General features: G+C 74.0%; 27 protein-coding genes and 1 tRNA gene. 11 read left to right on the top strand and 17 right to left on the bottom strand.

Going from position 1 to position 26514, the window contains the following annotated elements; genetic code table 11:
* Positions 1-4: 4 nt before the first annotated feature.
* The 6 genes from CELGI_RS03345 to CELGI_RS16260 form a co-directional block, all read right to left on the bottom strand.
* Complete coding sequence (locus CELGI_RS03345; protein ID WP_013882701.1) at positions 5-964, bottom strand: HAD family hydrolase; 960 nt, start codon at positions 962-964, stop codon at positions 5-7.
* Entirely contained in the window at positions 961-3537 is a 2577-nt protein-coding gene (locus CELGI_RS03340) for a phosphoribosyltransferase (protein WP_013882700.1), read from the bottom strand. The genes CELGI_RS03345 and CELGI_RS03340 overlap by 4 nt, the downstream gene beginning before the upstream one ends.
* Positions 3534-4691: an HpcH/HpaI aldolase/citrate lyase family protein gene (locus tag CELGI_RS03335; protein WP_013882699.1), complete on the bottom strand. Its 1158-nt coding sequence runs from the start codon at positions 4689-4691 to the stop codon at positions 3534-3536. Before CELGI_RS03335 ends, CELGI_RS03340 begins: the two co-directional genes overlap by 4 nt.
* Positions 4692-4837: 146 nt before the next feature.
* Complete coding sequence (locus tag CELGI_RS03330; protein WP_013882698.1) at positions 4838-5779, bottom strand: hypothetical protein; 942 nt, start codon at positions 5777-5779, stop codon at positions 4838-4840.
* A complete protein-coding gene (locus CELGI_RS03325; RefSeq protein WP_013882697.1) occupies positions 5776-6339 on the bottom strand; it encodes a TerD family protein in 564 nt (187 codons plus the stop codon). Before CELGI_RS03325 ends, CELGI_RS03330 begins: the two co-directional genes overlap by 4 nt.
* Before the next feature lie 64 nt (positions 6340-6403).
* Complete coding sequence (locus CELGI_RS16260) at positions 6404-6904, bottom strand: hypothetical protein (protein WP_013882696.1); 501 nt, start codon at positions 6902-6904, stop codon at positions 6404-6406.
* Positions 6905-7148: 244 nt separating this feature from the next.
* Between CELGI_RS16260 and CELGI_RS03315 the strand changes: the two genes are divergently transcribed.
* The 4 genes from CELGI_RS03315 (at position 7149) to CELGI_RS03300 (ending at position 10182) form a co-directional block, all read left to right on the top strand.
* Positions 7149-7724: a TerD family protein gene (locus CELGI_RS03315; protein WP_013882695.1), complete on the top strand. Its 576-nt coding sequence runs from the start codon at positions 7149-7151 to the stop codon at positions 7722-7724.
* A gap of 8 nt (positions 7725-7732) precedes the next feature.
* Entirely contained in the window at positions 7733-8311 is a 579-nt protein-coding gene (locus CELGI_RS03310; RefSeq protein WP_013882694.1) for a TerD family protein, read from the top strand.
* 137 nt (positions 8312-8448) lie between these two features.
* A complete protein-coding gene (locus CELGI_RS03305) occupies positions 8449-9561 on the top strand; it encodes a DUF475 domain-containing protein (RefSeq protein ID WP_013882693.1) in 1113 nt (370 codons plus the stop codon).
* 42 nt (positions 9562-9603) lie between these two features.
* Positions 9604-10182, top strand: coding sequence for a TerD family protein (locus tag CELGI_RS03300; RefSeq protein WP_013882692.1), 579 nt, complete (start codon positions 9604-9606; stop codon positions 10180-10182).
* A 76-nt stretch (positions 10183-10258) separates the two neighbouring features.
* Here the strand turns inward: CELGI_RS03300 and CELGI_RS03295 are convergent, their stop codons facing one another.
* On the bottom strand, positions 10259-10666 hold the full coding sequence (locus CELGI_RS03295) for an FKBP-type peptidyl-prolyl cis-trans isomerase (protein ID WP_013882691.1): 408 nt from the start codon (positions 10664-10666) through the stop codon (positions 10259-10261).
* A gap of 162 nt (positions 10667-10828) precedes the next feature.
* Here CELGI_RS03295 and CELGI_RS03290 point away from each other — a divergent pair, with 162 nt between their 5' ends.
* Positions 10829-11665: a CPBP family intramembrane glutamic endopeptidase gene (locus CELGI_RS03290; protein WP_013882690.1), complete on the top strand. Its 837-nt coding sequence runs from the start codon at positions 10829-10831 to the stop codon at positions 11663-11665.
* Positions 11666-11671: 6 nt separating this feature from the next.
* Here CELGI_RS03290 and CELGI_RS03285 read toward each other — a convergent pair whose 3' ends face one another.
* Entirely contained in the window at positions 11672-12661 is a 990-nt protein-coding gene (locus CELGI_RS03285; protein ID WP_013882689.1) for an acetylxylan esterase, read from the bottom strand.
* 66 nt (positions 12662-12727) lie between these two features.
* Positions 12728-13531 carry a Bax inhibitor-1/YccA family protein gene (locus CELGI_RS03280; RefSeq protein ID WP_013882688.1) on the bottom strand — a complete coding sequence of 268 codons (804 nt, stop codon included), beginning with the start codon at positions 13529-13531 and terminating at the stop codon, positions 12728-12730.
* A 216-nt stretch (positions 13532-13747) separates the two neighbouring features.
* Between CELGI_RS03280 and CELGI_RS03275 the strand changes: the two genes are divergently transcribed.
* From CELGI_RS03275 to CELGI_RS03255, 5 genes are all read left to right on the top strand, one after another.
* Positions 13748-14731, top strand: a complete 984-nt coding sequence (locus CELGI_RS03275) for an ABC transporter ATP-binding protein (RefSeq protein ID WP_013882687.1) — start codon at positions 13748-13750, stop codon at positions 14729-14731.
* Entirely contained in the window at positions 14728-15585 is an 858-nt protein-coding gene (locus CELGI_RS03270; RefSeq protein WP_013882686.1) for an ABC transporter permease subunit, read from the top strand. Before CELGI_RS03275 ends, CELGI_RS03270 begins: the two co-directional genes overlap by 4 nt.
* A gap of 103 nt (positions 15586-15688) precedes the next feature.
* On the top strand, positions 15689-16138 hold the full coding sequence (locus CELGI_RS03265) for a MarR family winged helix-turn-helix transcriptional regulator (protein WP_013882685.1): 450 nt from the start codon (positions 15689-15691) through the stop codon (positions 16136-16138).
* Positions 16139-16149: 11 nt separating this feature from the next.
* On the top strand, positions 16150-17043 hold the full coding sequence (locus CELGI_RS03260) for a siderophore-interacting protein (RefSeq protein WP_013882684.1): 894 nt from the start codon (positions 16150-16152) through the stop codon (positions 17041-17043).
* 38 nt (positions 17044-17081) lie between these two features.
* A tRNA-Leu gene (locus CELGI_RS03255) sits at positions 17082-17155 on the top strand.
* Positions 17156-17162: 7 nt separating this feature from the next.
* On the opposite strand, the gene CELGI_RS03250 is transcribed toward CELGI_RS03255, so the two are convergent.
* Together CELGI_RS03250 and CELGI_RS03245 are read right to left on the bottom strand one after the other, a co-directional pair.
* The gene (locus CELGI_RS03250; RefSeq protein ID WP_013882683.1) at positions 17163-17486 is read right to left on the bottom strand and encodes a hypothetical protein; all 324 of its coding nucleotides are present in this window, start codon (positions 17484-17486) and stop codon (positions 17163-17165) included.
* Positions 17483-18400 (bottom strand): alpha/beta fold hydrolase, encoded by a 918-nt coding sequence (locus CELGI_RS03245; RefSeq protein WP_013882682.1) that lies wholly within the window; start codon positions 18398-18400, stop codon positions 17483-17485. The genes CELGI_RS03250 and CELGI_RS03245 overlap by 4 nt, the downstream gene beginning before the upstream one ends.
* Before the next feature lie 66 nt (positions 18401-18466).
* Here CELGI_RS03245 and CELGI_RS03240 point away from each other — a divergent pair, with 66 nt between their 5' ends.
* Entirely contained in the window at positions 18467-19111 is a 645-nt protein-coding gene (locus CELGI_RS03240; protein WP_013882681.1) for a winged helix-turn-helix transcriptional regulator, read from the top strand.
* 6 nt (positions 19112-19117) lie between these two features.
* Here the strand turns inward: CELGI_RS03240 and CELGI_RS03235 are convergent, their stop codons facing one another.
* The 6 genes from CELGI_RS03235 to eno form a co-directional block, all read right to left on the bottom strand.
* Positions 19118-20581: an NAD(P)/FAD-dependent oxidoreductase gene (locus tag CELGI_RS03235; protein ID WP_041574083.1), complete on the bottom strand. Its 1464-nt coding sequence runs from the start codon at positions 20579-20581 to the stop codon at positions 19118-19120.
* 116 nt (positions 20582-20697) lie between these two features.
* Positions 20698-22188 carry a GH1 family beta-glucosidase gene (locus CELGI_RS03230; protein WP_013882679.1) on the bottom strand — a complete coding sequence of 497 codons (1491 nt, stop codon included), beginning with the start codon at positions 22186-22188 and terminating at the stop codon, positions 20698-20700.
* 165 nt (positions 22189-22353) lie between these two features.
* Complete coding sequence (locus tag CELGI_RS03225) at positions 22354-23316, bottom strand: Ppx/GppA phosphatase family protein (RefSeq protein ID WP_013882678.1); 963 nt, start codon at positions 23314-23316, stop codon at positions 22354-22356.
* 28 nt (positions 23317-23344) lie between these two features.
* Positions 23345-23845 carry a DUF501 domain-containing protein gene (locus CELGI_RS03220; RefSeq protein WP_013882677.1) on the bottom strand — a complete coding sequence of 167 codons (501 nt, stop codon included), beginning with the start codon at positions 23843-23845 and terminating at the stop codon, positions 23345-23347.
* 93 nt (positions 23846-23938) lie between these two features.
* Positions 23939-24433 (bottom strand): FtsB family cell division protein, encoded by a 495-nt coding sequence (locus tag CELGI_RS17270; RefSeq protein WP_169315131.1) that lies wholly within the window; start codon positions 24431-24433, stop codon positions 23939-23941.
* A gap of 649 nt (positions 24434-25082) precedes the next feature.
* Positions 25083-26363, bottom strand: coding sequence for a phosphopyruvate hydratase (gene eno, locus CELGI_RS03210; RefSeq protein ID WP_013882675.1), 1281 nt, complete (start codon positions 26361-26363; stop codon positions 25083-25085).
* Between the last annotated feature and the right edge of the window lie 151 nt (positions 26364-26514).

The raw sequence follows: 26514 nt of genomic DNA, 5'->3' as shown, positions 1-26514 counted from the left end.
TCGGTCACCCGTCCGCCCGGAGGACGTCGGCCAGCAGGCGCTCGACGATCTCCTGACCGCCCAGCACACCCGCCCGGTCCGTGACCCGCAGGTGGGGGGCGGTCCAGCCCACGTCATGCAGCTCGCCGTGCGCGGGCCGCACCGCGCGGGTCGCGTCGGCCAGCAGGCCCGCGTCCAGGAGCGAGTCGCCCGCCGCGAGCACGCCGTCCGCACCGGTACGCGCCACGACCTCGGCCACCGCGGCGCTCTTGGTCAGGCCCGCGGGCACCGCGTAGACCTTGCGGCCCTGCACCGAGACGACCCAGCCGCGCGCGCCGCACCACGCGTCGAGCTCCGCGACCCAGCCGTCCGGCAGCGCGGCACGCTCCACCACCAGGTAGGCGAACGCGTCGTCGGCCGAGCGCAGGCTGCGCAGCCACGGCTCGCCCTCCCACTGCGCCAGGTGCGCCAGGACGTCCGCGAGCGGCAGCGCACCGGTCAGCACACCCGCGACGCGGTCCGCCCAGCGCGGGCACGGCTCGCCGTCCACCAGCAGGTGGGCGCCGTTGGTCGTGATCGCGTAGCGCGGCGGCGCGTCGAACAGCCGGATGCGCGCGTACTGCGCACGCGTGCGCGTCGTCGTCGGCACCAGCACGGCGCGCTGCGCGAGCGCCGCGAGCATGCGCTGCGCGTCCCGCGTCCAGTAGGACAGCGGCGCGCCCTGGTAGACCTCGGCGACCACGAGCGGCGGGGCCTCGTGGTCCGCGCCCGGCAGGCCCAGCGCAGCGGCCGAGTAGACGAGCGTGCGGTCCAGGTCGCATGCGACCGCGGCACGCTCGAGCACGGGTGCCGCCTCGGGCGCCAGGCCGGCCACGCGTTCGCGCATCGCGTCCGTCACGCCGTGCGACGAGGCCGGCGGCAGCGCGGACCAGCGCACCGCACCGTCGGACGACGGCTGCCGCGTGGATGTCACCGCCGCCGTCACGGGGCCACCTGCACACCGGTGCCCGAGGCCCCTGTGGCGCCCCGCGTGTACTGGGGGTGGATCAGGCCGATGCACGCGTACGGCAGGTCCGGCGCGGGCTCGACGGGGACGCCGCGCTCGTGCGCGAGCTGCCGGATGTGCCGCAGGTCCCGCGGGTCGGCGTCCTCGCGCACCAGGATCTTCCACGGCACGCGGCGCAGCAGCACGCGCGTGGTCTCGCCGATGCCGGGCTTGACCAGGTTCACGTCACCGATGCCCTGCTCCTGCGCGACCCGGACCACCGCCGCCCACCCGCGCCAGTCCGGCGCGTCGGTCACCGGCACGCGCGCGAGCGCCTGCGCCTCCTGCGCGACGTCGTCGAACCAGGCCGAGACGGCGTCCAGGAACTGGAGCGAGACGTCCGACGGGGCCAGCTCGGCGTAGAACTTCGCGCCGTGGAACTGGTCCTCGCGCAGGATCCGCGGGTTCAGCACGGTGCGCGAGACCAGACCCGAGACCGTGGAGTTCAGGCACGCGGACGGGATGAGGAAGTCGTCCCGTGTGCCGAACAGGTCCACGCACCAGCCCGGGTCCGCGAGCACCGCGAGCTCGCTCGGGAACGCGACGCCCGTGATCGCCTCGTGCTCGACCAGCGCGGCGGCGAGCTCGCGCGCGATCGCACCCTTGCCGGTCCAGCCGTCGACGAACAGCACTCCGCGCGGGTCGTGGTGCGCGGCGACGTGCTGCAGCGCCAGGTGGTCGATCCCGCGTCCGCGCACGATCGACGCCGTGTAGTGCGGGACGTCGACGCCGTGCACGCGGGCCGCCCAGCGGCGCATGAGCGCACCGACGGGCGTGCCCGCGCGCGCCAGCGAGACCAGCACCGGCTCGGTCCGCGCCGCGAGCGCGCGCTCGGTCACCACACCGACCGCGAGGGCCATGCGCCGCGCGGAGTCCGCGAGCGCCTCGTCGAACAGCGCGGTGTACGCGGCGGACGGCAGGTACTCGACCGGCAGCGACTCCGCGTAGTGCGCGCCGCCCGACTGCACGGCCTCCTCGCGCTCCTCCACGGGTGCCTCGAGCGCGACGTGGGACAGGTCCGTGAGGAGCCAGGTCACCTCCTGCGCGGGGTACGAGCCGAACGTGGGACCGTGCAGCGGCTCCGGGAGCGCCCGGCCGCGCGCCGTGCGCGCGGCGGTGTCCGGCAGCGTCGCGACCACGACCACCGGGGTGACCGCGGCGAGCGCATCCACCAGCACGGTCGCGGCCTCGGTGTCGCCCTTCTCGTCCAGCACGAGCACGACGGCGCCCGCCCCCGCACCCGCGACGTTGTAGGCGTACCGCGTCGTGTCGCCCTCGGCCGCGTCCGCCGGGTCGTCGTGCGCCACGAACCGCACGGCCGAACGCACCGCGTACCCGGGGTCGTCGACCGCGAGCACGGGTGACCGCGTGGTCGACGACGAGCGGACCGTGCGCGTGCGGGCCAGCACCGCGCCGATGCGCTGCGGCACGTCGAGGAGCTCCTCGGTGCCCAGCACGACGACGTGGTCGACGTCGCCCGGCACTTCCTCGAGCGCCCGCTCGACCGCGGCGGCGACGTGCTCGACCGCGGCGTCCCGGCGCGCGTCCCAGGCCGGGTCCCAGCCGTGCCGTGCCGACTCGGGGAGGTCGGCAGGCCACGGCACGCGGACCCGCACCACGTGGGCGTCGGTCCCGCGCCGCGGCCCGTCCGGCTCACCGGCGCCCTGCGGCGGCGCATCGGGGGCACCGAGGCTCGCGACCAGCTCGGCCGCGCGCTCGGGCAGCCCCGGAGGCAGGTCGACGCCGCCGGCCGCGAGCGCGACGACGTCGATCCGCGTCCCCCACCGCTCGGCCGCGGCCAGCGTGCGCGCGCGGTCGTCGGGGCTGCGCAGGTCGATCAACGCCGCGACGACGTACCGCGCGCGGGGGTGCACGGCGTGCAGCGCCTCGATCGTCGCGAGCGCCGTCCGGCCCGTGCTCAGCTCGTCGTCGACCAGGACGAGCGGCTCGTCGCCCGTCAGGAGGTCCGGATCGGCCGGCAGCAGCAGGTGGCTCGTGGCGTGCGAATGGGCCTCCTCGAAGCGCCCCGCGACCGCGACACCGGGCACGTGCCGGCGCGTGGAGTGCAGGTACGTCGCCCCGAGCGCCTCGGCCACCTGCGCGCCCAGCGCGGTCGCCGTCTCGGCGTAGCCCAGCACGGTCACGTCGACCGCGGGCCGGCCGCGTGCGGCGGTGAGTCGCTCGAGCGCCGCGTCGTCCGCCTCCCCGTGCACGGCGGACCGCAGCACGGCGCCGCGCGCGCGGGCCTCGTCGTCCAGGCCGTCGCCGGGGGCGGGCTCCATCAGCGCGGCGTGCACCAGGTCGCCGAGCAGCAGACCAGCACCCCGCACGATGCGCGGGTCCGTCGGCACGTGCTTGCCCAGCACGGTCGAGACCAGCAGGTGCGCGCGGCGCGGGTTGCGCCGCACCGCGAGACCCACGAGGTCCTCGAGCTGCACCCCGACGGGTGCGTCCGCGGTGCGCAGCGTCACGCCGAGCCGCTCCTGCACCCAGCGACCGGTCCCGACCGTCACCTGCTCACCGCCTCCGTCAACAGGTCCACGAGCCCGATCTCCTCCCGCGCGACACCGAACGCGCGGGCACGGACCATGATCCGCTCGGCCCACGCGCGGTGCGGACGCGCCTCGTTCATCTTGTTCCCGTACGACGAGGCCGCGACGCCCGAGGACGTCCCCCGCAGGATGTCCTGCGCGTCCGCGTGCTCCTCGTGCGTGACCACCGAGAGCGCGTGCACCACGGGCACGTGGCTCGGATGGATCACGGTCTTGCCCGTCAGGCCGTTCGCCTTGTCCAGCACGACCTCGCGGATGAGGCCGTCGAGCGCGCGCGTGATGAGCTCGGCGCGCAGCGCCACCGCGTCGTGCTCCTGGAACGGGGCCTCGCGCAGGCGCGGCTTGAACAGCCGCTCCTCACCGGTGAAGTACTCCCAGACCGGGCCGGTGACCGTGAACCCGGAGCCATCCGTGCGGCCCAGCACGTTGACCACCGCCATGAGGACGTCCGCCACCAGCCGCACGTCGTAGATGGTCAGGTCCCGCCCACGCCGGATGCCGTACGCGCCGCACAGGTCCGTCGCACCCGTGCGCACCGCGAGCACCGACGACCGGTGCTTGTCCAGCAGCCGCTGCACCCCCAGCAGCGCCTCGTCGCGCGTCTCGCGGTGGATCATCTCGGGCGACTCGATCAGCGGCATGCCCCACAGCCGCGTGCCCTCGGTCTGCGCGGTGTCGTCGAGCGCGTCGAGGAACGCCGCACCCGTGCGCGCGGTGAACTTGGGCAGCACGAAGCCACGCAGCACGCCCCGGTGCTCACCCAGGCCGCGCACGATCTCGCCGATCTGCTCGGGCCGGCGCACGCGGACGAACACGAGCGGGCCACCGCCGCGCGCTCCGAGGTCGCGCAGCTGCGCGATCGCGTTCTCCTGGGCCTGCTCGACCAGCTCGTCGGGCACCGCGTCCTCGAGGCACACCACCGCGCTCACCACGTCGTCCTGCACCGCGCGGCGGACGAGGTCGTCGGCCAGGTGCGGGCGCGTGGCCGGCATGTAGAGCGTCGCGCCGAGCGCGGTCGACAGCGTCGCCGCGTCCGCGTCGACGTCGATCTCCTCGGGCTCCTGCTGGAACAGCCGTCGCCGGGCGTCGGCGGACAGGCCCTGGTAGTGCCGCATGCGCGTCCTCCCCTGCGTCCGGCGGCTCGTGGCGGCCCGCGGTCACGGCCCGTCCGACACCACGACGCGGAGGTGGTGGGCCGCGCCGCCGAGAGCCTAACCGGACATGCCGACCGGCCCGCACGGGCTGTGGACGGTGCGCGCGCTCAGACGACCGGCGTCCAGGCGTCGACCCAGCGCAGTCCCGAGCCGTACGCCTGACCCACCTCGCGCAGCGCGCCCGGCACCAGCTCGTCCTCCGCGCGCAGCACCAGCGACCCGTCGACGTTGACCACGGACAGCGCGACGAGCGCACCGGCCTGCGGCTCGCGCTCGAGCGGCACGTCCACGCGCGTCCCCCCGACCAGCTCGACGCGCACCACGCCGCCCCACGTCACGACCGCGGACGTGGGCGAGAACGCCACCACGACCAGGCGGCGCAGCGCGCGCACCTGGCGCAGGTCGACCGACAGGTCCCGGCCCGCGGCGCTCACCACCGGACTGCGGGCACCCGCCGGCGCAGCAGACATGTCCCGGTTGGCGTCCAGCAGCGTCGCCGAGCCGTCGGCGAGCGTGCACAGCGCGCCGAGCGTGAGGTCGCCGACCTGCTCGGAGACGATGCTGGTGATCCGCAGCGCACCGACGCCCGACTGCACGGGTGTGAGCACGACGGTCGGGCGCTCGCGGGTGAGCAGCACCGGCCGGTCCGCGCGGGCGCGCCGGGGCTGCCATCCCAGCACCGGGTCGCCGTCCGCGGCCGAGCGCCGCCGACGGGTACCCGGCCGACGGCCCGCGGCGGGACGTGCGGCGGCGGGCGCCGAGGGCGGCGTCAGGTCGAGCGACGAGACGCCCGGCCCGGGCGCGGGCAGCGACGCGGACGCCTGTTCCGGCCCGGGCCCGGTGAGCGGGCGGGCCGGCGGCGCATCCGGCGCGACGAGCGGGCGGGCGGGCGCGGCCGGCGCCGCGGCGGCCGATGGCGCGGACGCCTGCGCCGGCGTGCGCACGGCCCCGGTGGACGCGCTCGTCGCGCGCGGGCCGGGGCGCGGCCGACGACGCAGCCAGGGCAGGTCGTCGCGACGCGGTGCGCGCGCGGGGTCCGGGAGCGTCACAGCGCGACGCCGTGGTCCGCCGCGATCCCGACGACGCCGTCGGCGTACCCCTGCCCCACCACCTTGAACCGCCACTCCGCACCGCGGCGGTACAGCTCACCGAGCACCAGGCCGGTCTCGGTGGACAGCGCGGGCGCCAGGTTCTCCGAACGGACCACCTCGGAGTCGTCCGCCAGGTCGAGCAGGCGGATGCGCGCCTCGCGCAGCTGCCCGAGCGTCCGTCGTCGCGCGTTCCCCCCGTTCAGGTACGCGACGACGACGATGCGCGCGACGTCCGCCGGCACGCCGTCCAGGTCCACCTCCACCTGCTCGAGGTCGTCACCCCGGGACCGCGCGCGCTGCTCGACCGTCCCCGCGGGCTCGGTCAGCTGGTTGAAGAACACCATGTGCTCGTCGGACAGCACGCGGTGCTGCGTGTCGCACAGGAGCGTCGCGACCACGAGGTCCTCAGCGAGCAGCGGCTCGGGTGAGCTGAGCTGCACGCCGACGACCACACCCCGCAGGTGCGGCAGCTCACGCGTGAGCTCGGCGACGGCGCCGCGCGCCATGGGCCCGGCCATCACCGGGCTCCCGTGGTCGCACGCGCGCGCGTCGGTCGGGGGGCTGGTCGCGTCATGTCCTCGCTCACAGGTCGAGATCCGAACGGTGGAACTTGGCCTCCAGGAACTGCCCCTGGACCGCCAGCGCGTCGGCGTCCCGCCGCTCACGGGCCTCCAGGATCGCGGTGAAGCCCTCCTGCAGCGTGGCGATCTGCTGCACGAGCGACCGCATGGGCGTCGCGCCGTCGGGTCCGGGAGCCTCGCGCAGGTCGGGGCGCAGCGCCAGGTATGTGCGCAGCGTCGTCGGGATGTAGTCCTGCGTCGCGGCCCGCACCGTGAGCGCCGTCCCGGTGTCCAGCGGCCGCAGCTGCGCGGAGTCGACCAGCAGCGTGAGCGTGTCGGTCAGGTGCCGCGCGTTGGCCAGCGCCGCGGTCGGCAGGTCGTCACCGCTCGCGTTGATGGTGCGGACCACGGCGTCGATCCCGGCGCGCAGCGCCTGCGGGCTCTCGTCGTCGGCCCCGGCGTCGGTCACGGCGGCGTCGTCCGCCTCCGCGGACTCACCCCGCAGCCTCGCCCACCAGCGCATGTCCCCACCCCGTCGACCTCGTCGAGCGTCGATGCTATCCGCGTCGACCGCACCACCGGTGCGGCCAGGGGTCCCGGTGAGACCCGCGGGACCGGTCGCGGGCGGACGTCGCGCGTGCCCCGAGGCAACCGGTTTCGTCCCCGGACGCCCGGACCGGCCCCGCGCGGCCGTCGACATGTTTACGGTAGGCACCGGGCACCTGCCCATCATCACGACCGGCCACGGCCGCATCACTGGAGGACACATGGGCGTCAGCCTCAGCAAGGGTGGGAACGTCAGCCTGACGAAGGAGGCGCCGGGGCTGCGCAGCGTCGTCGTCGGGCTCGGGTGGGACGTCCGCACCACCACCGGGACGGACTTCGACCTGGACGCCGCGGCGCTGCTGGTCGACCCGGCCGGGCGCGTGCTCTCGGACAAGCACTTCGTGTTCTTCAACAACCTGAAGAGCCCGGACGGCTCGGTCGAGCACCTGGGCGACAACCTGACGGGTGAGGGCGACGGCGACGACGAGCAGCTCCGCGTGGACCTCGCCAACGTGCCGGCCGACGTCGACAAGATCGTCTTCCCCGTCTCGATCTACGACGGCGAGGGCCGCGGCCAGAGCTTCGGCCAGGTGCGCAACGCGTTCATCCGCATCGTGAACGGCGACGGCGGCACCGAGATCGCGCGCTACGACCTCTCGGAGGACGCCTCGACCGAGACCGCCATGATCTTCGGCGAGGTCTACCGCAACGGTGCCGAGTGGAAGTTCCGCGCGGTCGGCCAGGGCTACGCCTCGGGCCTGGCGGGCATCGCCCGCGACTTCGGCGTCACGGTCTGAGGGCGGCCATGAGCATCTCCCTCGCCAAGGGCGGCAACGTCTCGCTCAGCAAGGAGGCCCCGAACCTCACGGCCGTCACGGTCGGCCTGGGCTGGGACGTCCGCACGACGAGCGGGACGGACTTCGACCTCGACGCCTCGGCGCTGCTGCTGGGTGCCGAGGGCAAGGTCCTGTCCGACCAGCACTTCATCTTCTACAACAACCTGACCTCGCCCGACGGCACCGTCGAGCACACGGGCGACAACCGCACGGGTGAGGGCGACGGCGACGACGAGTCGGTCAACGTCGACCTCGCGCGGCTCGCGCCCGAGGTGCAGCGGATCGTCTTCCCGGTCTCGATCCACGACGCCGCGGCGCGCTCGCAGAACTTCGGGCAGGTGCGCAACGCGTTCATCCGCGTGGTGAACCGTGCGGACGGCCAGGAGCTGGCCCGCTACGACCTCACGGAGGACGCGTCCTCGGAGACCGCCATGGTCTTCGGCGAGGTGTACCGCCACGGTGCGGAGTGGAAGTTCCGCGCGGTCGGCCAGGGGTACGAGTCGGGGCTCCTGGGCATCGCCCGGGACTTCGGCGTCAACGTCGGCTGACCCCGCAGCCCGCCCGCGGGACGGCCCCGGCCGTCCCGCGGGCGAACCCCTAGAATTCCCTGACGCCATCCGGCCGTCACCCTCCCCGTCCCGCGCCCGGCCACCTCGGACCGCGCCGGTCACCCAGGAACGAGTCCATGCCTGCTGAGCACTCCGCACTCCGCATCTTCGGCTGGTCGATCGCCATCACGGTCGTCTCGCTGGTCGTCGCGTACTTCTACGGCGGCTGGTCGGCCTTCGCCCTCTGCCTGATCCTCGGTGTCCTCGAGGTGTCGCTGTCGTTCGACAACGCGGTCGTCAACGCGACCGTGCTGAACCGCATGAGCGAGTTCTGGCAGCGCCTGTTCCTGACCGTCGGCGTGCTCATCGCCGTGTTCGGCATGCGTCTGGTGTTCCCGCTGCTGATCGTCGGCATCACCGCCGACCTGGGCCCGGTCGAGGCGCTGCGGCTCGCGATGGAGAAGGGCGACCCGCACGAGCCGGGGACCTACGGCTTCATCCTCAACGAGGCGCACCCGCAGATCGCCGCGTTCGGTGGCATGTTCCTGCTGATGCTCTTCCTGAACTTCGTGTTCGAGGAGCGGGAGATCACCTGGCTGTCCTGGATCGAGCGACCGCTCGCACGGATCGGCAAGCTCGACATGCTCTCGGTCGTCGTCGCGGCGGTCGCGCTGGTGTTCGCCGCCGAGCTCGCGGCCGACGAGCCCGAGGTGGTCCTGGTCTCCGGGATCCTCGGCATGGTCACCTACATCACGGTCAACGGTCTCGGCTCGCTGTTCGAGTCGGCGGGCGGCGGCGGCGAGGACGAGGCCGACGAGGCCGCGCCCGCGCGGTCGGGCGGGCCCACGGCGGTCGCGAAGGCCACGGGCAAGGCCGCGTTCTTCCTGTTCCTCTACCTCGAGGTGCTCGACGCGTCGTTCTCGTTCGACGGCGTGGTGGGTGCGTTCGCCATCACCGCGGACCCGATCATCATCGCGCTCGGCCTGGGCTTCATCGGCGCGATGTTCGTCCGCTCGATCACCGTCTACCTGGTCCGCAAGGGCACGCTGTCCGAGTACGTGTACCTCGAGCACGGCGCGCACTGGGCGATCGGCGCCCTGGCCGCGATCCTGCTCGTCAGCATCGGCGTGCACATCGACGAGATCATCACCGGCCTGGTGGGCGTCGCGTTCATCGGCGCCGCGTTCCTCACCTCCGTGCTGCGCAACCGCCGCAACGCCGAGACCGAGGAGCTGGTCCACGCCGGCTGAGCACGCCGAGTCGACCCGACCACCCAGCAGAAGGGGCAACACATGTCAGTCAGCCTGAACAAGGGCCAGTCCGTCTCGCTCGCGAAGTCCGACGGCGCGGGCCTCACCCGCGTCCGGATGGGCCTGGGTTGGGACGCCGCCAAGGTCAAGGGCCTGTTCGGTCGCGTCAAGGAGAAGGCGATCGACCTCGACGCCTCGTGCCTGATGTACGACGCGGCCGGCACGCTGGTGGACCAGGTCTGGTTCCGTCAGCTCCGCAGCAAGGACGGCTCGGTCCAGCACCTCGGTGACAACCTCACGGGTGCGGGCGACGGTGACGACGAGTCGGTGGTCGTGGACCTCGGTGCGGTGACGCCGTCGGTCACGCAGCTGGTGTTCACCGTGAACAGCTACTCGGGCGAGTCGTTCAGCCAGGTGGAGAACGCGTTCTGCCGTCTGGTCGACTCGACCAACGAGCAGGAGGTCGCGCGGTTCGACCTGACCGGCTCGGGCCCGCACACCGCGCAGATCATGGCCAAGGTCTCCCGCAACGGTGCGGGATGGACCATGACCGCGCTGGGCGTCAAGGCCAACGGGCGCACCATCAAGGATCTCGCGTCGGCGGTCGCCCAGGTCCTGTGACCTGACCGCTCCGCAGCGCACGAGAGGCGCGGCCCCCGCGGGGGTCGCGCCTCTCGTGCGTCCGACGGTCAGGACCTCAGCGCTTGGTGCCCACCAGGTCGACCACGAAGACGAGCGTGTCGCCGCCCTTGATGCCGGCCTGCGGGACGCCGCGGTCGCCGTAGCCCAGGTGCGACGGGATCGAGAGCAGCACGCGCGATCCGACCTGCTGGCCGACCAGGCCCTCGTCCCAGCCCGCGATCACGGCGCCCACGCCGATCGGGAAGCTGATCGACGAGCGGCGGTCGTAGGAGTTGTCGAACACCCCGCCCTGCCACGACTGACCGAGGTAGTGCACCTCGATCTCGTCGCCCGCCTCGACCAGCTCGCCGTCGCCACGGCTCAGCACCAGGACCTCGAGCTCACCCGACGGCGCGGCGTCCGGGAACGTCAGCGTCGGCTTCTCGCCGAACGAGCCGGACACCTCGGGCAGGGCTGCAGTCATCACATATCTCCTCAGGTCGACAGGTGCGCCCGACCGGGGCGCGCTCGGACCATCGTGCCGCACGTCGCCCACACCCGCCGCACCGGCCGCCGCCCTCCGGTCGACGCCCGTGCCCCATCCGTCCGGCGCGCCGCTCCTGGCGCGGCCTGGCAGGGTGGCCCGATGACCTCGACCGTGCGCGACGCCGCGACCACGACGGCGCCCGCGCACGCCGCTCGCCTGGCCGCTGCGGTCCTGGTGTGCGGGTCGGCGATCCTGCTGTTCGCGGTGCACGTGCGGCCCCTGGCCTACGTCCCGCTCGTCGTCGGCGTGCTGCTGGCCTTCGCGGTGGACCGCGTGCTCGGCCGGGACCTGCTCGTCGTCGCCGTCGGCATGAGCATCGTGAGCACCATCCCGCTCGCGGCCGACCTGTCGGACGCGGCGATCGTGCGCTTCGCGGTCGCGCTCGGTGCGGCGGTCGTCGTCCCGTACGTGCTCTCGCACCACGTGTTCGGCGACCGGGTCATCCGGTTCCCGTGGCGCACGGGCCAGAGGTGGACGCGCTGGCAGTGGTCCTACCTGGCGGTGGTCGTGGCCGCGGGGTACCTGGTGCTGCCGTTCTACTTCCTGTCGTCGGGCGCGTACCGCAACTGGCCCACCGTGGTGGAGCCCGACGAGATCGCGCGCCTGTTCGTCGGCGTCAACGCCGTCGGGACGTGGGACGAGCTGTTCTTCGTCTGCACGGTGTTCGCGCTGCTGCGACGGCACTTCCCGGTGTGGCAGGCCAACCTGCTCCAGGCCGCGGTGTTCGTCTCGTTCCTGTGGGAGCTCGGCTACCGCTCGTGGGGTCCCCTGCTCACCATCCCGTTCGCGCTGATCCAGGGCTGGACGTTCTCGCGGACCAAGTCGCTCACGTACGTCCTCGTCGTGCACCTGCTGTTCGACGCGGTCGTGTTCATGGTGCTGGTGCACGCGCACAGCCCGCACCTGTTCGACATCTTCGTCACGGCCCCGCGCTGACGCGGATCAGCCGACCAGGGCCGCCAACCAGCGCAGCTGCCGGTCCAGCTGGTAGCCCTGCCCGCCCTCGTGGCGGTTGAACTCGTACACCTCGATCGCGGTCTCGGGCCGCTGCGGCGCGAGCCCCGCGTAGTGGTTGTACGCCGCGAACACGGTGGACGGCGGGCAGATGTCGTCCCGCAGCGCGACGCTGAACAGCGCGGGCGCGTCGGCCCGCCGGCCCAGGTGCACGGCGTCGACGTAGGACAGCGTGCGGAAGACGCGCTCGGCGGTGCCCCGGTGCACGGACAGGTACTGCACGAGCTCCTGGTACGGGAAGCCGTCGGTGACATCCACCGCGCGCCGGAAGTGGCACAGGAACGGCACGTCGGGCATCACGGCGACGAGCCCGTCGGACAGCCCGGCGGCCGCGAGCGCGAGCCCGCCGCCCTGGCTGGTGCCCGCGACCGCGACGCGTGCGGCGTCGACACCGGGCAGCGCGCGCACCGCGTCCACGGCGCGCGCGGCGTCGGTCATCACACGGCGGTAGTAGTACCGCCGGGGGTCCTCGATGCCGCGGGTCATGAACCCGGGCGCCGCCGGCCCTGAGCCCGCCTCGTCGGGCGTGTGCGCCCCCGTGCCCCACAACGAGCCCTGGCCGCGCGTGTCCATGAGCAGGTGCACGTAGCCCGCCGCGGCCCACGCCAGGTGCTCGTGCGCGAACCCGCGGCCGCCGTTGTAGCCGATGTACTCGACCACCGCGGGCAGCACGTCACCCGACGAGCCCGCGGGCCGCGTGACCCAGGCGCGCACCGGCTGCCCGTCGAAGCCCGCGAACGTCAGGTCGGTGGTGTCGATCAGCCGCAGACCCGTGTCCACGGGGCGCGCGTCGACCAGCACGTCGTGCCGGCGGGCCTGCGCCAGGGTCGAGGCCCAGAACTCGTCCAGGTCGGCGGGCTCGTCGAGCTCCGGGAGGTAACGCTCGAGCTCGGTCAGCGGGAGGTCGAAGAGAGCCACCCGCCGACCCTAGCGGGGGTCGACGGGTGGCTCGGGCGGACCCGTGGTCCGCGTGCGCGTGCGGCGTCAGTCGCCGCGGATGATCGCCAGCAGGCGCAGCAGCTCCAGGTACAGCCAGATGAGCGTGACCATGAGACCGAACGCCGCGGCCCAGGCCATCTTGCGCGGCGCGCCGCCCTCGACCCCGCGCTTGATCGCGTCGAAGTCCACGATCAGGCTCGCGGCGGCCAGGCCGACCGCGACCAGGCCGACGACCACGCCGAGCCAGCCGCTGCGCAGCGGCCCGAACGCGCCGTCGCCCACGCCGAACACCGCGAGGCCGAAGTTGAGCAGCGAGAACACCAGGTAGCCGACCATCGCGACCAGGAGCCAGCGCGTGAACTTGGGCGTGACCCGGACGCGGCCGGACCGGAACAGGAACAGCGACGTCGCGAACACCGCGACGGTCGCCAGCACGGCCTGACCGACGACGCCGTTCCACGCGGCCTCGTAGAACGCGCTGATCCCGCCGAGGAACACGCCCTGCGCGACGGTGTAGAGCGTGATCAGGACGGGGCTGGGCTCACGCTTGAACGCGTTGACGAGGCCGAGCACCAGCCCGACCACCGCGCCCGCGATCCACAGCCACGGGAGCGTCTCGACGAGCGCCCAGCTGCCGGCGGCCACGACGACGAGCAGCGCGAGCAGCCCGCCGGTCTTCATGATGACGTCGTCGTACGTCATCCGGCCGGTCTCGCGCGTGGTGGCGGCGGGTGCGCCGTACATCCGGTCGAGCGAGGCGGCATCGATCGTCGACGGGGCGACGAGCGTCCCGCCCCCTCGTGTCCGCTCGCCGAACACGGGGCTGTTGCTGAACACGGGGTTCGCCACGGTGTCCTCCTGGTCGGCCTGCGCCGGACGGCGCTGGTCTGTAGGTGCTGAACGTGCCGGCCGCCCGGTCGGTTCCCTGGCGGCGCGCCTCAGGGTCAGGATCAGGGACTTCCCCCACTCGCGCGACCCCGAAGTCCTCCCACGGTCGTATGTCCGTGACCTCCGTCCGCCCCGTAGGGTCGTCCACGTCCGCGTCACCGACCCGAGGACCCCGCGATGATCGAGGCCCAGAACCTCACCAAGCGCTACGGCAGCAAGACCGCTGTCGACGGCATCTCCTTCTCCGTCCAGCCCGGCAAGGTCACCGGCTTTCTCGGCCCGAACGGCGCCGGGAAGTCGACGACCATGCGCATGATCGTGGGCCTCGACCGGCCCACGCACGGCGCCGTGACCGTCAACGGCAAGCCCTACGCGCACCACGCGTCGCCGCTCACGGAGGTCGGAGCGCTCCTCGAGGCCAAGGCGGTCCACACCGGCCGCAGCGCGCGCAACCACCTGCGGGCGCTCGCCGCGACGCACGGCATCGGCGACAAGCGCGTCAACACCGTCATCGAGATGACGGGCCTGCAGAGCGTCGCCAAGCGCCGCGTGGGCGGGTTCTCGCTCGGCATGGGCCAGCGGCTCGGCATCGCGGCCGCGCTGCTCGGCGACCCGCGCACGCTGATCCTCGACGAGCCCGTCAACGGGCTCGACCCCGAGGGTGTGCTGTGGGTGCGCAACCTGGTCAAGCACCTGGCCTCGCAGGGCCGCACGGTGTTCCTGTCCTCGCACCTCATGAGCGAGATGGCGCTGACCGCCGACCACCTGATCGTCATCGGCCGCGGCAAGATCGTCGCGGACGGGCCGGTCGACGAGATCGTCGCGCGCAGCACGCGCGCATCGGTCCGCGTGCGCTCACCGCAGGCCACGCAGCTCGCGCAGCTGGTCGCGGGGCCCGACGTCGTCGTCAACCCGCTCGAGCCCGGGCTGCTCGAGGTCCTCGGCTCGTCGGCGCCGCAGATCGGCGACGCGGCGGCCGCCGCGGGGATCACGCTGCACGAGCTCACGCCCGTCTCGGGCTCGCTCGAGGAGGCGTTCATGTCCCTGACCCAGGACTCGGTCGAGTACCACTCCGCGATCGCCGAGCCCGCGGCCGGCTCGTCGGAGCCGGCACAGGCCGAGGCCCCGAAGCCCGCACTCGCCAAGGAGACCACCCGATGAGCGCCGCGACGCTGACGCCCACCCCCGTGCCCGAGGGCATCCCCGCCAAGCCCGGCGTGACGTTCCCCCGGCTGGTCAGGTCCGAGTGGATCAAGTTCTGGACCGTGCGCTCGACCGTGTGGACGGTCTCGGTCATGGCGGTCGTGGTCGTCGCACTGGTCGCGTTGATCAGCCTGATCATCGCGCAGAACGTCGGCGAGATGGACGCCGGCGACGGGCTTCCTGCGCTGGTGCCCTACTCGGTCGCCGTCAACCTCGCGTCGCTCGCGGTGGTGGTGCTGGGCGTGCTCACGATCACGGGCGAGTACACGACGGGCATGATCCGGGCGAGCCTCTCGGCAGCCCCACGGCGCACCCCCGTCCTGTGGGCCAAGCTCGTGGTGCTCGGCGGATCCATGATGGTGATCGCGACCGTCGTCGTCGCGCTCGCGGCAGCCGTGCAGACCCCGATCCTCAGCCCCAAGAACGTCGCGCTCGACCTCGGCGACGCCGAGACCGTGCGTGTCCTGTTCGGGAACGCGCTGTACCTGGCCACCATCACGGTCTTCGCGTTCGCGTTCGGCGCGCTCCTGCGCCACTCGGCCGCGGCGATGGCCTCCGTGCTCGGTCTGCTCCTGGTGGTCGAGAACGCGGTGCTGGCGATCCCGTGGCGCCCGCTGGAGTACGTGCGGCCGTTCATGCCGGCCTCGGCCGGCTATCGGGTGGCCCAGCCGCAGGAGATGATCGACGCGATGAACGACCAGATGGGCAGGGGCATCGAGCTGAGCGCGTGGGGCGGCTACGCCGTGCTCGTCGGCTGGGTGCTCGTGCTGCTGGCCGTGGCCGCCGTGCTGCTCAAGCGACGCGACGCCTGATCAGCTGAGCCGCACCGGGCGGCCCCGCGGACCTCGCGTCCGCGGGGCCGTCCGTGCGTGCGGGCCCCTACGCTGGGCGCCGGACCGCCGACGAGGAGCACGCATGGACCCCGCCATCCCGGACGTCGAGCGCCAGGTCGCGCTCCTGCTGCGCCTGGCGGACCGCAACCGCCGCCGCTCGCGCCGCCTCGAGGGCACGCTCGAGCGCTCGGCGTACCTCACGCTCAGCCGCCTGGACGAGCACGGACCCGCGGGCCTGCACGAGATCGCGGACCACCTTCGCCTGGACGCCTCGACCGTGACCCGCCAGGTGCTGCAGCTCGAGGAGGCGGGGTTCGTCGAGCGCGGGCGGGACGAGGCCGACGCGCGCCGCTCGGTCATCGCGATCTCGGCGGCGGGCCGCGACGCGCTCGAGCACAGCCGCGCCGCGCGGTGGGAGGTCTACGCCGACGTCCTGGGGAGCTGGACGTCCGACGAGCTGACCTCGCTCGCGGGCTCGCTGCAGCACCTCAACGCGTCGCTCGACGCGAGCATCGACAAGAAGCGCGGTTAGGCTCGCGCACCGTGACCCTCCCGCCCGCCTCCGTCCCGCCGCGCGGCGAGGCGGCCCGCGGCCCGCGCGCCCGCCCGGCGCCCGTGCTCGCCCACGTGCTGCGCAGCGAGCGCCTCACACCCGGGCTCGTGCGGCTCGTTGTCGGCGGCCCGGGGATGTCCGTATTCGTGCCGGACCCGCACGCCGACGCCTACGTCAAGCTCATGTTCCTGCCCGCGGGACCGCGGCCGCGGGGCGCCGACGGCCGGCTGGACCTCGACGCCGTGCGGGCCACGCTGCCGGCCGACGTGGTCCCGCGGCTGCGCGCGTACACCGTCCGCGCCTACGACCCGACGACACGTGAGCTGACGCTCGACGTCGTCGTGCACGGCACCGTCGGCCTCGCGGGTCCGTGGGCCGCGGCGGCCGCATCCGGCGACGAGGTGCTCGTGCTCGGCCCGGGCGGCGCGTGGTCGCCGTCGCCCGACGTGGACCACCACCTGCTCGTCGGCGACGCGAGCGCGCTCCCGGCCGTCGCGGTCGCGCTCGAGCGCCTCCCCGCCGCGGCGCGCGGGTGGGCGCTGGTCGAGGTCGCCGGCCCGGCCGACGAGCTCGCACTCGCCTGTCCCCCGGGCGTCGAGGTGCGGTGGCTGCACGCCGACCACACCGCACCCGGACGCCGGCTGGTCGAGGCGACGCTCGCGCTCCCGTGGCCCGGCGGCCGGGTCGGGGCGTTCGTGCACGGCGAGGCGGGTGCGGTCCGCGAGATCCGGCGCTACCTGCGGCTCGAGCGAGGCGTCGCGCGCGCGGACCTCTCGGCCTCGGGCTACTGGCGGACCGGCGTCGACGACGAGGGGTGGCGCAGCACCAAGCGCGAGTGGACGGCGCAGATCGAGGACGCCGAGAGCGCGGCCGGCCTGGCCTGAGACCGCGCCGCCACCGCGTGCGGCAGGATGCTGACCGCGCCCCCGTAGCCCAACTGGCAGAGGCGGCCGGCTTAAACCCGGCGTAGTGCGGGTTCGAGCCCCGCCGGGGGCACGAGCGTTCACGCCGTGAGGCGGCGCAGCGCGGCCTCGGCGTACGGCACCCAGTGCTCGCCCGCGGTGGGTGCGAGCGCCACCCAGTCACGGAACTGCCGGCGGCTGCGGCCCGGGCTGAACAGCGCGGAGTCCGGCAGCGCGAGCGCCGCGGTGTGCTCGGCGCTGCCGGCGCCCAGCCGTACCCCCAGCACACCGTCGTCGAGGCACGCGAGCATCCGACCCCCGATCGAGAGCATGGGGCGGCCCATCATCCGGCCGCTGCGCGCACCCTGGGCCGTGAGCGCCTCGACGACGTCCTCGAACAGCTCGGCGGGGTCCGGCTCGGTCACGCGCGCGCCTCCTCGTCGTGCGCCGTGCCGACCGCGGCGCCGAGGTCCTGCGCGACGAACGCGCGGACCGCGGCGGCGAACTCCTGCGGCGCGTCCGACTGCAGGTAGTGCCCCGCTCCGGGAAGTTCGACCGTGCGCGCGCCCGGCAGCTCCCGCCGCCAGCGCTCCAGCTCGGTGCGGCGGAACGCGATGTCCCGGTCCGCCCAGACCAGCAGCGCGGGCAGCGTCCGCAGCGCCACGAGCCCGGCCTCGACGCGCGCCAGGAACGGCGCCGCGGCCACGATCTCGCGCGGGAGCACCGCGGACGCCTGGCGCCGGGCCGGGGTGCCGAGCGCGTGCCGGTAGTGCCGCATCTCGGCGCGCGTGGGGCGGCGCCGACGATGACCCGCGGGGATGAGGCCGCGCACCACCAGGTTCAGCCGCCGGATGAGCCACGCACCCACCCGCCCGCCCAGCAGCGCCGAGAACCGCTCGAAGTGCGGGTCGCCCGTGACGGGCCATGCCCAGGTGTTGCCGATCACCAGCCCCCGGAACCGGTCCGGCATGCGCTGGGCCAGGTCGAGCCCGATCGGTCCGCCCCAGTCCTGCACCACCAGCACCACGTCCCGCAGGTCCATGGCGACCACCAGCTCGGCGAGCACGTCCGCGATCGACTCGGCCCGGCCGTCGAACCCCGCGGGCGCCTGCGACAGGCCGAAGCCGGGCAGGTCGGGGGCGACGCACCGGTGGTCGGGGGCGAGCTCGGTGATCACGCCGCGCCACACGAACGACCACGTCGGGTTGCCGTGCAGCAGCAGGAGCGTGGGCCCCGTGCCGTGGTCGACGACGTGGACGCGATGGCCCCCCACCTCGTGCACCGCACGGTCGAAGGGGTACAGGTCGAGGTCCAGCCACTGCGGTGCGGGGAGGGTCATCGAGGCTCCTCGGGCCGATCGGTTGATATTCTCAACCGTAGAGCCGGACGACGAAGGAGCACAAGGGTGCAGGGTTACCAGCAGTTCTGCGGCCTGGCCCGCGCGCTCGACCTGATCGGCGACCGCTGGAACCTGCTGATCGTGCGCGAGCTGCTCATCCGCGAGCGCCGGCACACCGAGCTGCGGGCGGCGCTGCCCGGGGTCGCCAGCAACCTCCTGACCGATCGGCTGCGGCACCTGGTGGCCGCCGGGATCGTCGAACGCCGCCAGGAGGAGGGTCGCAAGGCGGTCGTCTACGCGCTCACACCGCGCGGCGCGGACCTGCGCGAACCCGTGCTCGGGCTCGTGCGGTGGGGCGCCCCGCTCATGGCGTCGGGGCCCCGGCCCGGGGACACCGTGCAGCCGCAGTGGCTCGCGCTCGCGGCGCACGCGCTGTTGCACGGTGCGGTCGTCACACGCCCCGGACGGATCGCGGTCGAGGCGGACGGGCTGGCGCTGACGGTCCACGCCGAGGCGGCGGGTGTGCGCATCGAGCTCGCGCGCGAGGACCGGCCCGACGCGCGCGTGCAGGCCCCGACCGCGCTCGTGCTGGGCCTGCTCGCGGGCGCGGTCAGCGCACGCACCGCCACGGCGATGGGCGCACGCGTCCAGGACGACGCGGGCGTGCTCGACGCGCTGCTGGCGGCCGCGGCCGCGGGACGCTCGGCCTGAACCCGATCAGCTCGCGCTCTTGGCCTTCGCCGCCGCGGTCCCGCCCGCGATCTCCGGGTCCTTCTCGGACGGCTCGACGATCCGCGGCTTGGGCGGCACCGACGCGGCACGGAACTCCGCACGCGGGTCGTGCAGCGCGCCGAGCGGGACCACCTCACGGCGAAGCAGCAGCGAACCCGTCCAGCCGGCCATGATCCGCAGCTTGCGGTTGACGGTCGGCATCGCGAACACGTGGTACGTGCGGTGCAGCACCCACGCGGGGAACCCGCGGACCTTGATCTTGCCGAACATCTGCGCGACGCCCTTGTACATGCCGAGCGACGCGACGGCGCCCACGTTCTTGTGCTTGTAGTCCGTGACCTCGGCCGAGCGCAGCACGCGCGCCAGGTTGTCGCCCAGGTGGTTGCCCTGGCGCAGCGCGTGCTGCGCGTTGGGCGGGCAGAACTTGCCGGGCTCGTACAGGTCCGGCACCGCGGCGCAGTCGCCGGCGGCGTACGCGTCCGGGACCACGGTGCCGTCCGCGTCGACCACCTGGAGCGCGGCGTTGCACGTCACGCGGCCCATCTGGTCCAGCGGGAGGTCCGACTGCTGGAGCACGGGGTTGGCCTTGACGCCCGCCGTCCACACGACCGTGTCGGCGTCGAACTCGAGCTTGTTCGACAGCACGATGTGCCCGTCGACGCACGAGCTCAGGAACGTGGACAGGTGGATCTCGATGCGGCGCTTGCGCAGCTGCTCGAGCGTGTAGCCACCCAGCTCCTCGCTCACCTCGGGCAGGATGCGCGGGCTGCCCTCGACCAGCACGAACCGCAGCTCGTCCTGCTCGATCTGCTTGTAGTGCGCGACCGTGTACCGCGCGATGTCCTCGAGCTCGGCGAGCGCCTCGATGCCCGCGAACCCGCCGCCGACGAAGACGAACGTCAGCATGCGGCGGCGCAGCTCGGGGTCCCACGTGGACGCGGCGGCCTCGATGCGGTTCAGCACGTGGTTGCGGACCGCGATGGCCTCCTCCACGTTCTTGAACCCGATCGCCTGCTCGGCCAGCCCCGGGATCGGCAGCGTGCGCGCCACCGAGCCCAGGCCGACCACCAGGTGGTCGTACGTGACCCAGTACGGCTCGCCCTCCTCGGGCGTGATCTCGACCGTGCGCTCCGCGTGGTGGATCTGCGAGACCTTGCCCTGCAGCACGTCGACGCCCTTGAGGGCGCGACGGTGCGGCGCGACCACGTTGCGCGGGTCGATGGACCCGGCCGCGGCCTCGGGCAGGAACGGCGCGTACGTCATGTACGGACGCGGGTCCACGACGACGATCGCGGCCTCGCGCTTGCCGAGCCGCTTGCGCAGGCGGCGCGCGGTGTACAGGCCGACGGTCCCGCCCCCGAGGACGAGCACACGGGGCACCTTGCGCGGCTTGGTCGGACGGGGCACGTCCGGCGCAGCGCCAACCGGGGTCGAGGCAGACTGAGGCATACCTGCAACGGTATCCGCGTGCCCCGCAGGGGACACCCCGGGGCCCCGGTGACGCTGCGCACAATGGTCCCGGGTGACCTGTGAGAGTCGTCACGACGCCGGGACGGCGCGTGCGGTCAGGCCACCGCGTTCGCCGCCACCACGCCGGCGTACCAGCGTGCGCTCGCCTTCGGGGTGCGCTCCTGGGTGTCGAAGTCCACGTGCACGATCCCCCACCGCTGCGCCATGCCGCGCGCCCACTCGAAGTTGTCGAGCAGCGACCACGCGTAGTACTGCCGAAGGTCCACACCCTCGTCGACCGCGCGCGCGGCCTGCTGGAGGTGCGTGCGCAGGAACTCGAGCCGCACGGGGTCGTCGATCTGCCCCTGCGGGTCCGGGTCCGGCGTGCCGTTCTCCGAGATGACCAGCGGCGGCAGGTCCGGGTAGTCCGCCCGCAGGCCGACGAGCGTCTCGTACAGGCCCTCGGCGTGGACCTGCTGCCAGCCCGCGGGCGAGCGCGGGTACAGCTGCAGCCAGGAGCCACCCTTGTCGATGCCCGCCACGCCGTAGTACTGCACCGCGAGCACGTCGCACGGCGAGGAGATGACCTCCAGGTCGTCGTCGAGCACGAGCGCCTCGAACGCGTCGCGGTCCGCGCCCAGCTGACCCGGCAGGTCGCCCACCGCGTCGTCGGGGTACGTGCCGAGCAGCACCGGGTCCAGGTACAGCCGGTTCTCCGCGGCGTCCAGGTGCCGCGCGGCCTGCTCGGCGCCCTCGGCAGGGTAGACGGGCATGAGGTTGAGCGCGATGCCGATGCCGCCCGCTCCCCCGACGGACCGGAAGGCGCGGACGGCCTTGCCGTGCGCGAGCAGCTGGTGGTGCACGGACGCCATGCCGGCGTCCAGGTCACCCAGGCCGGGCGCGTGCTCGGTGCCCGCGTAGCCGACCATCGCCGTGGTCTTGGGCTCGTTGATGGTCAGCCACGTCGCCTCGACGTCACGCAGCGCCTCGAACATGACCGCCGCGTACTCGGCGAACCGGTCCGCGGTGTCGCGGTTCACCCAGCCGCCCGCGTCCTGCAGCGGCTGCGGCAGGTCCCAGTGGTACAGCGTGATCGCGGGGTGCAGCCCGCGATCGAGCATGCCGTCCACCAGCCGGCGGTAGTGGTCCACGCCCTTCTGGTTCACGGGCCCGCTGCCCTCGGGCACGATGCGCGGCCACGAGACCGAGAACCGGTAGGCCTGCAGCCCGAGCCCCACCATGAGGTCCAGGTCCGACTCCCAGCGCACGTACTGGTCCGCGGCCGGGTCACCCGTCGAGCCGTCGTCGATGCGGCCCGGCTGCGCGCAGAACGTGTCCCAGATGGACGGGCCGCGGCCGTCCGCCGTCGTCGAGCCCTCGACCTGGAACGCGGACGTCGCGGCACCCCACACGAACCCGTCCGGGAAGCTCATCGACGCCGGCGCGACCCACCCGGTCGGCGTCGCCGTCGGGGTCGGCGCCGGCAGCGGCGCGTCGTCCGAGCACGCCGCCAGCAGGCCGAGCCCGACGAGCCCGCACCCCATCTCCAGGACGGTGCGTCGCGCGATCGGTGGGCCGTCCGTGGTGCGGACGGTGGGCTGGTCCATGCGGTGGCTCCTCGTCGAGCTGTCGTGGGCTGCACCATGGAAGCGTTCCCACGGCGCGACCGGACCATGGTGCCAGGCCGGACCGACGAGAGTCGACCCCCCTGAGGGGGAATGTGGACGACGCGCCGGGAGCGGTTCCGTCCGCGCGGCGCGCCGCGGCGGCGCTCAGCGCGCGAGGCGCTCCGCCGCGCTCCACGCGATGCCGTCGAGGATGTCGTGCTCGGACGTCACGACGCCCTCGAGCCGCCCTCCCGCGGCCGCGACCTCGTCCCGCACCCGGCTCACCACGGCGTGCCACACCAGCGCGCCCGCGCCGATCACGTCGACCCGGCCCGGGTGCATGAAGCCCAGCTCCGCTCGCTCGGCGCGCGTGCGGCCGAGCAGGTCCTCGCACGCCGCGAGCACGTCCGGCACCGTGAGAACCGCACCGTCGATGCGCTCGGGCTGGTAGGACGGCAGGCCGAGCGCGTGCGCGGTCACGGTCGTCACGGACCCGGCCAGGCCGACGAGCGTGACCGTCCGCCCCAGCGGCACCACGGCCGCGGCCTCGTCGAGCGCCGCCTCGACGTCGCGCAGCGCCGCCGCGCGCTCGTCGTCCGTGGGCGGGTCGCCCAGCAGGTGGCGCTCGGTGAGCCGCACGCAGCCCACGTCCATCGAGAGCGCGGCCTCCGGCTCACGCGTCCCCAGCACCACCTCGGTGCTGCCGCCGCCCAGGTCGACCACCAGGTACGGACCCGCGTGCCGCGCCGCGACCACGCCCGTGGCCCCGCGGAACGACAGCGCCGCCTCCTCCTGACCCGAGACGACCTCGGGCTCGACACCCAGGAGCGCACGCACGCCGTCGACGAAGTCCGCCCGGTTCTCCGCGTCGCGCGAGGCCGACGTGGCGACGAACCGGATCGCCTCGACGCCGAGGTCGCGGCAGATCTCCGCGTAGCGCGCGCTCGCCTCGAGCGTGCGCGCGAGCGCCTCGGGGGCCAGGCGGCCCGTGCGGTCCACACCCTGGCCCAGGCGCACGACCTCCGAGCGCCGGTCCAGGTCGTGCAGCGTGCCCGCCGCGACGTCCACGTCCGCCACCAGGAGTCGGATGGAGTTGGTCCCGCAGTCGATGGCTGCCACGCGCGTCACGGCGGACATCCTCCCATCCCGCGCGGGGTCAGCAGGTGCAGCGGTCCGGCCGCCAGACGTCCGCGAGCAGCTCGAGCGCCTCGTCGCCGAACGGGTTCACCCCGGGTCCGGCGGCCAGCGCGTGGCCGACCAGGACGTGCAGGCACTTGACGCGCGTCGGCATCCCGCCGGCCGAGATCCCCGCGATCTCGGGCACGTCGCCGAGCTCGGCGCGGTCGGCCAGGTACGCCTCGTGCGCACGCCCGTAGGCGGCCGCGAGCTCCTCGTCGTCCGCGATCCGTGCGGTCCACTCCTTCATCAGCCCGGACGCCTCGAGCGTGCTCACCGCCGCGACCGCCTGCGGGCTCGTCAGGTAGTACGTCGTCGGGAACGGCGTGCCGTCGTCGAGCCGCGGGGCCGTCCGGACGACGAGCGGGCGCCCGCACACGCACCGCGCGGCGACGCCGACGACGCCGCGCGGCGGCCGGCCGAGCTGCTCGGTGAGCACCTCGAGGTCGCGCTCGGTCACGTCGGGGGCGCTGGTGGGCACGGGTTCCTCCGGGGGTCGGGACCGGGTGGGAGCCCGGCGGCGACCATTGTCCCCCGCACCCGGGGTGCGTCCGCGCGCACGCGTGCGCGGCCGTCAGGGCGCGTCGGTGCCCTTCTTCGCGCCTGCGCCGTCGTCCGTGCCGGTCCGCGAGTCCTTCTCCGGCGTCGTCGCGTCGTCGGTCGTCGGCTCGGCGCCCGCGACCGCCATCGAGTCCCACAGCGCGGAGTACCACGGCACCTCGGCGGTGGTCGTGGCCACCGGGGTGTCCTGCTCGTCGACCGGTGCCGCGGGCTCCTCGACCGACTCCGGGTCCACCACACGGAACGCCGTCTCGCCCGGGAACACGTACGCGAGCCGCTCACGCGCCTGCGCCGTGATGTACGCGGGGTCGTCCCACCGCGCGAGCTCGGCCTCGAGGTCGTCGTTGCGCTCACGCGCCGCCGCGACGTCCTGCCGCAGGCCCCGCAGCTCGACCTGCTGCCGCAGGTACGTGTGCAGCGTCGGGTACACCAGCACGAACGCGAGCACCAGGACGACGCCCAGCACGATCGCGCGGACCGAGAACAGGCGGGGCACCTTGGTCTGCACCACCTCCGCGCGTGCGGTGCCGCGCGGAGGCGTCGACGGCGTCCGCCCCGCGGGGCGGCTCGCGGACGGGCGCGGCGACGAGCCGCGGCCGGCGCCCCGTGACGGGGCCGGTGGGCGCGCGGACGCCGAGACGCGCGGCGCGGCCGCGGTGCCGCGCGCGGGCGTCGCCGGCGTGCGTCGTGACGGGTCGCGCGGGGGTGTCGCCCCCGCACCGGTGCGCGGCGGGACGGGCGCGCCGGGTGCCGTCGCGCGCGCCGGAGCGGCGCCCCGACGGACCGCGGGTGCACCGCGTCCGGGGGTGCTCGCGGCCCCGGACGGCGCGCGCCGGGCGCCTCCGGCGACCTCCGACGAGGTGCCGCGCGCGGGTGTGGCCGGAGCCGGACGTGGCACTGGAGGACGGGCCGCGGCCGCGCGTGCGTCGGCCGCGCGCGGCTCGACGGGGCGACGGGGCGACGGCATGCGTCCGATTGTGCCTGCGCGGACGCCCCGACCTGCGGATGCGCTGCCGCTCGGCCGTGTCCGGATCGGCGTGTTCACCAACTCTGCACATCCGGCGCACCGCGGCCGGGCACGACCGAGGCCGGCCGCCCCGTGCGGGGCGACCGGCCTCGGGTCCGGTCGGTGGTGCCGACCGGTCAGGCTGACGTGCTCAGGCCTGGAAGCGCGGGAACGCCGTGCGGCCCGCGTAGCGGCCCGCCTCGTCCAGCTCCTCCTCGATGCGCAGCAGCTGGTTGTACTTGTTGATGCGCTCGCCACGCGCGGGCGCACCGGTCTTGATCTGACCCGCGTTCGTCGCGACCGACAGGTCGGCGATCGTGGTGTCCTCGGTCTCGCCCGAGCGGTGCGAGGTCATCGTCGTGAAGCCGTTGCGCTGCGCGAGCGTCACCGCGTCGAGCGTCTCGGTGAGCGTGCCGATCTGGTTGAGCTTGACCAGCAGCGAGTTCGCCGACTTGAGCGCGATGCCCTTGGCCAGACGCTCCGGGTTGGTGACGAACAGGTCGTCGCCGACGATCTGCACCTTGCCGCCGACCTCGGCGACCAGCTGCGTCCAGGACTCCCACTCGTCCTCGGACAGCGGGTCCTCGATGGAGACCAGCGGGTAGTCCGCCACGAGCTGCGCGTAGTACGCGATCATCTCGTCGGGCGTCTTGGTGGCGCCCTCGAACTTGTAGCCGCCGTCCGCGAAGAACTCCGTGGACGCGACGTCGAGCGCGAGCGCGACGTCGGTGCCGGGCGTGAAGCCGGCCTTCTCGATCGCGACGAGGATCAGGTCCAGCGCGGCGCGGTTGGACTCGAGGTTGGGCGCGAAGCCACCCTCGTCGCCCAGGCCGGTGGCCAGGCCCTTGCTCTTCAGCACGGACTTGAGCGAGTGGTAGACCTCGGCACCCGTGCGCAGGGCCTCGCGGAAGGTCGTGGCGCCGATCGGGGCGACCATGAACTCCTGGATGTCCACGTTCGAGTCGGCGTGCGAGCCACCGTTGAGGATGTTCATCATCGGGACCGGCAGGACGTGCGCGTTCGGGCCACCGACGTAGCGGAACAGCGGCAGGTCGGCCGAGTCGGCCGCGGCCTTGGCGACCGCGAGCGAGACGCCCAGGATCGCGTTCGCGCCGAGCTTGCCCTTGTTGGGCGTGCCGTCGAGGTCGATCAGCGCCTGGTCCACGAGGCGCTGCTCCGAGGCCTCGAAGCCGATGATCTCGGGGGCGATCTCGTCGATGACCGCGTTCACGGCCTGCTCGACGCCCTTGCCCAGGTAGCGGGACTTGTCGCCGTCACGACGCTCGACGGCCTCGAACGCGCCGGTCGAGGCGCCCGAGGGGACCCCCGCGCGGGCGATGGTGCCGTCGTCGAGAGCGACCTCGACCTCGACAGTGGGGTTGCCGCGCGAGTCCAGGATCTCGCGGGCGCCGACGGCCTCGATGCTGGCCATGGGAGCTCCTTCGACGTGCAGGTGGGGTTCCGTGCAGTGGTGGGGTGACGTCCTCACCCTAGTGGCGTCCCGGGACGGCCGCGCCGGGACCTCCGTCCGCTGGACACCCCGGCGCCGTGCCGTACCACGGGCCGGAGTGTCCGAGCGGCGC

This window comes from Cellulomonas gilvus ATCC 13127 (assembly GCF_000218545.1).
GTDB classification, from domain to species: domain Bacteria; phylum Actinomycetota; class Actinomycetes; order Actinomycetales; family Cellulomonadaceae; genus Cellulomonas; species Cellulomonas gilvus.
The sequence above is the reverse complement of the archived record's forward strand: the minus strand, read 5'-3'. Positions and strand labels throughout refer to the sequence as shown.

Bases quoted from the DNA above. Each gene is read 5' to 3' on its own strand.
- CELGI_RS03295 (WP_013882691.1), bottom strand. From the start codon at position 10,666: ATGACTGCAGCCCTGCCCGAGGTGTCCGGCTCGTTCGGCGAGAAGCCG.
- CELGI_RS03265 (WP_013882685.1), top strand. From the start codon at position 15,689: ATGGACCCCGCCATCCCGGACGTCGAGCGCCAGGTCGCGCTCCTGCTG.
- CELGI_RS03275 (WP_013882687.1), top strand. From the start codon at position 13,748: ATGATCGAGGCCCAGAACCTCACCAAGCGCTACGGCAGCAAGACCGCT.
- eno (WP_013882675.1), bottom strand. From the start codon at position 26,363: ATGGCCAGCATCGAGGCCGTCGGCGCCCGCGAGATCCTGGACTCGCGC.
- CELGI_RS03310 (WP_013882694.1), top strand. From the start codon at position 7,733: ATGAGCATCTCCCTCGCCAAGGGCGGCAACGTCTCGCTCAGCAAGGAG.
- CELGI_RS03335 (WP_013882699.1), bottom strand. From the start codon at position 4,691: ATGCGGCACTACCAGGGCCTGTCCGCCGACGCCCGGCGACGGCTGTTC.
- CELGI_RS03230 (WP_013882679.1), bottom strand. From the start codon at position 22,188: ATGGACCAGCCCACCGTCCGCACCACGGACGGCCCACCGATCGCGCGA.
- CELGI_RS03270 (WP_013882686.1), top strand. From the start codon at position 14,728: ATGAGCGCCGCGACGCTGACGCCCACCCCCGTGCCCGAGGGCATCCCC.
- CELGI_RS03245 (WP_013882682.1), bottom strand. From the start codon at position 18,400: ATGACCCTCCCCGCACCGCAGTGGCTGGACCTCGACCTGTACCCCTTC.
- CELGI_RS03300 (WP_013882692.1), top strand. From the start codon at position 9,604: ATGTCAGTCAGCCTGAACAAGGGCCAGTCCGTCTCGCTCGCGAAGTCC.
- CELGI_RS03290 (WP_013882690.1), top strand. From the start codon at position 10,829: ATGACCTCGACCGTGCGCGACGCCGCGACCACGACGGCGCCCGCGCAC.
- CELGI_RS03325 (WP_013882697.1), bottom strand. From the start codon at position 6,339: ATGGCCGGGCCCATGGCGCGCGGCGCCGTCGCCGAGCTCACGCGTGAG.
- CELGI_RS16260 (WP_013882696.1), bottom strand. From the start codon at position 6,904: ATGCGCTGGTGGGCGAGGCTGCGGGGTGAGTCCGCGGAGGCGGACGAC.
- CELGI_RS03315 (WP_013882695.1), top strand. From the start codon at position 7,149: ATGGGCGTCAGCCTCAGCAAGGGTGGGAACGTCAGCCTGACGAAGGAG.
- CELGI_RS03235 (WP_041574083.1), bottom strand. From the start codon at position 20,581: ATGCCTCAGTCTGCCTCGACCCCGGTTGGCGCTGCGCCGGACGTGCCC.
- CELGI_RS03305 (WP_013882693.1), top strand. From the start codon at position 8,449: ATGCCTGCTGAGCACTCCGCACTCCGCATCTTCGGCTGGTCGATCGCC.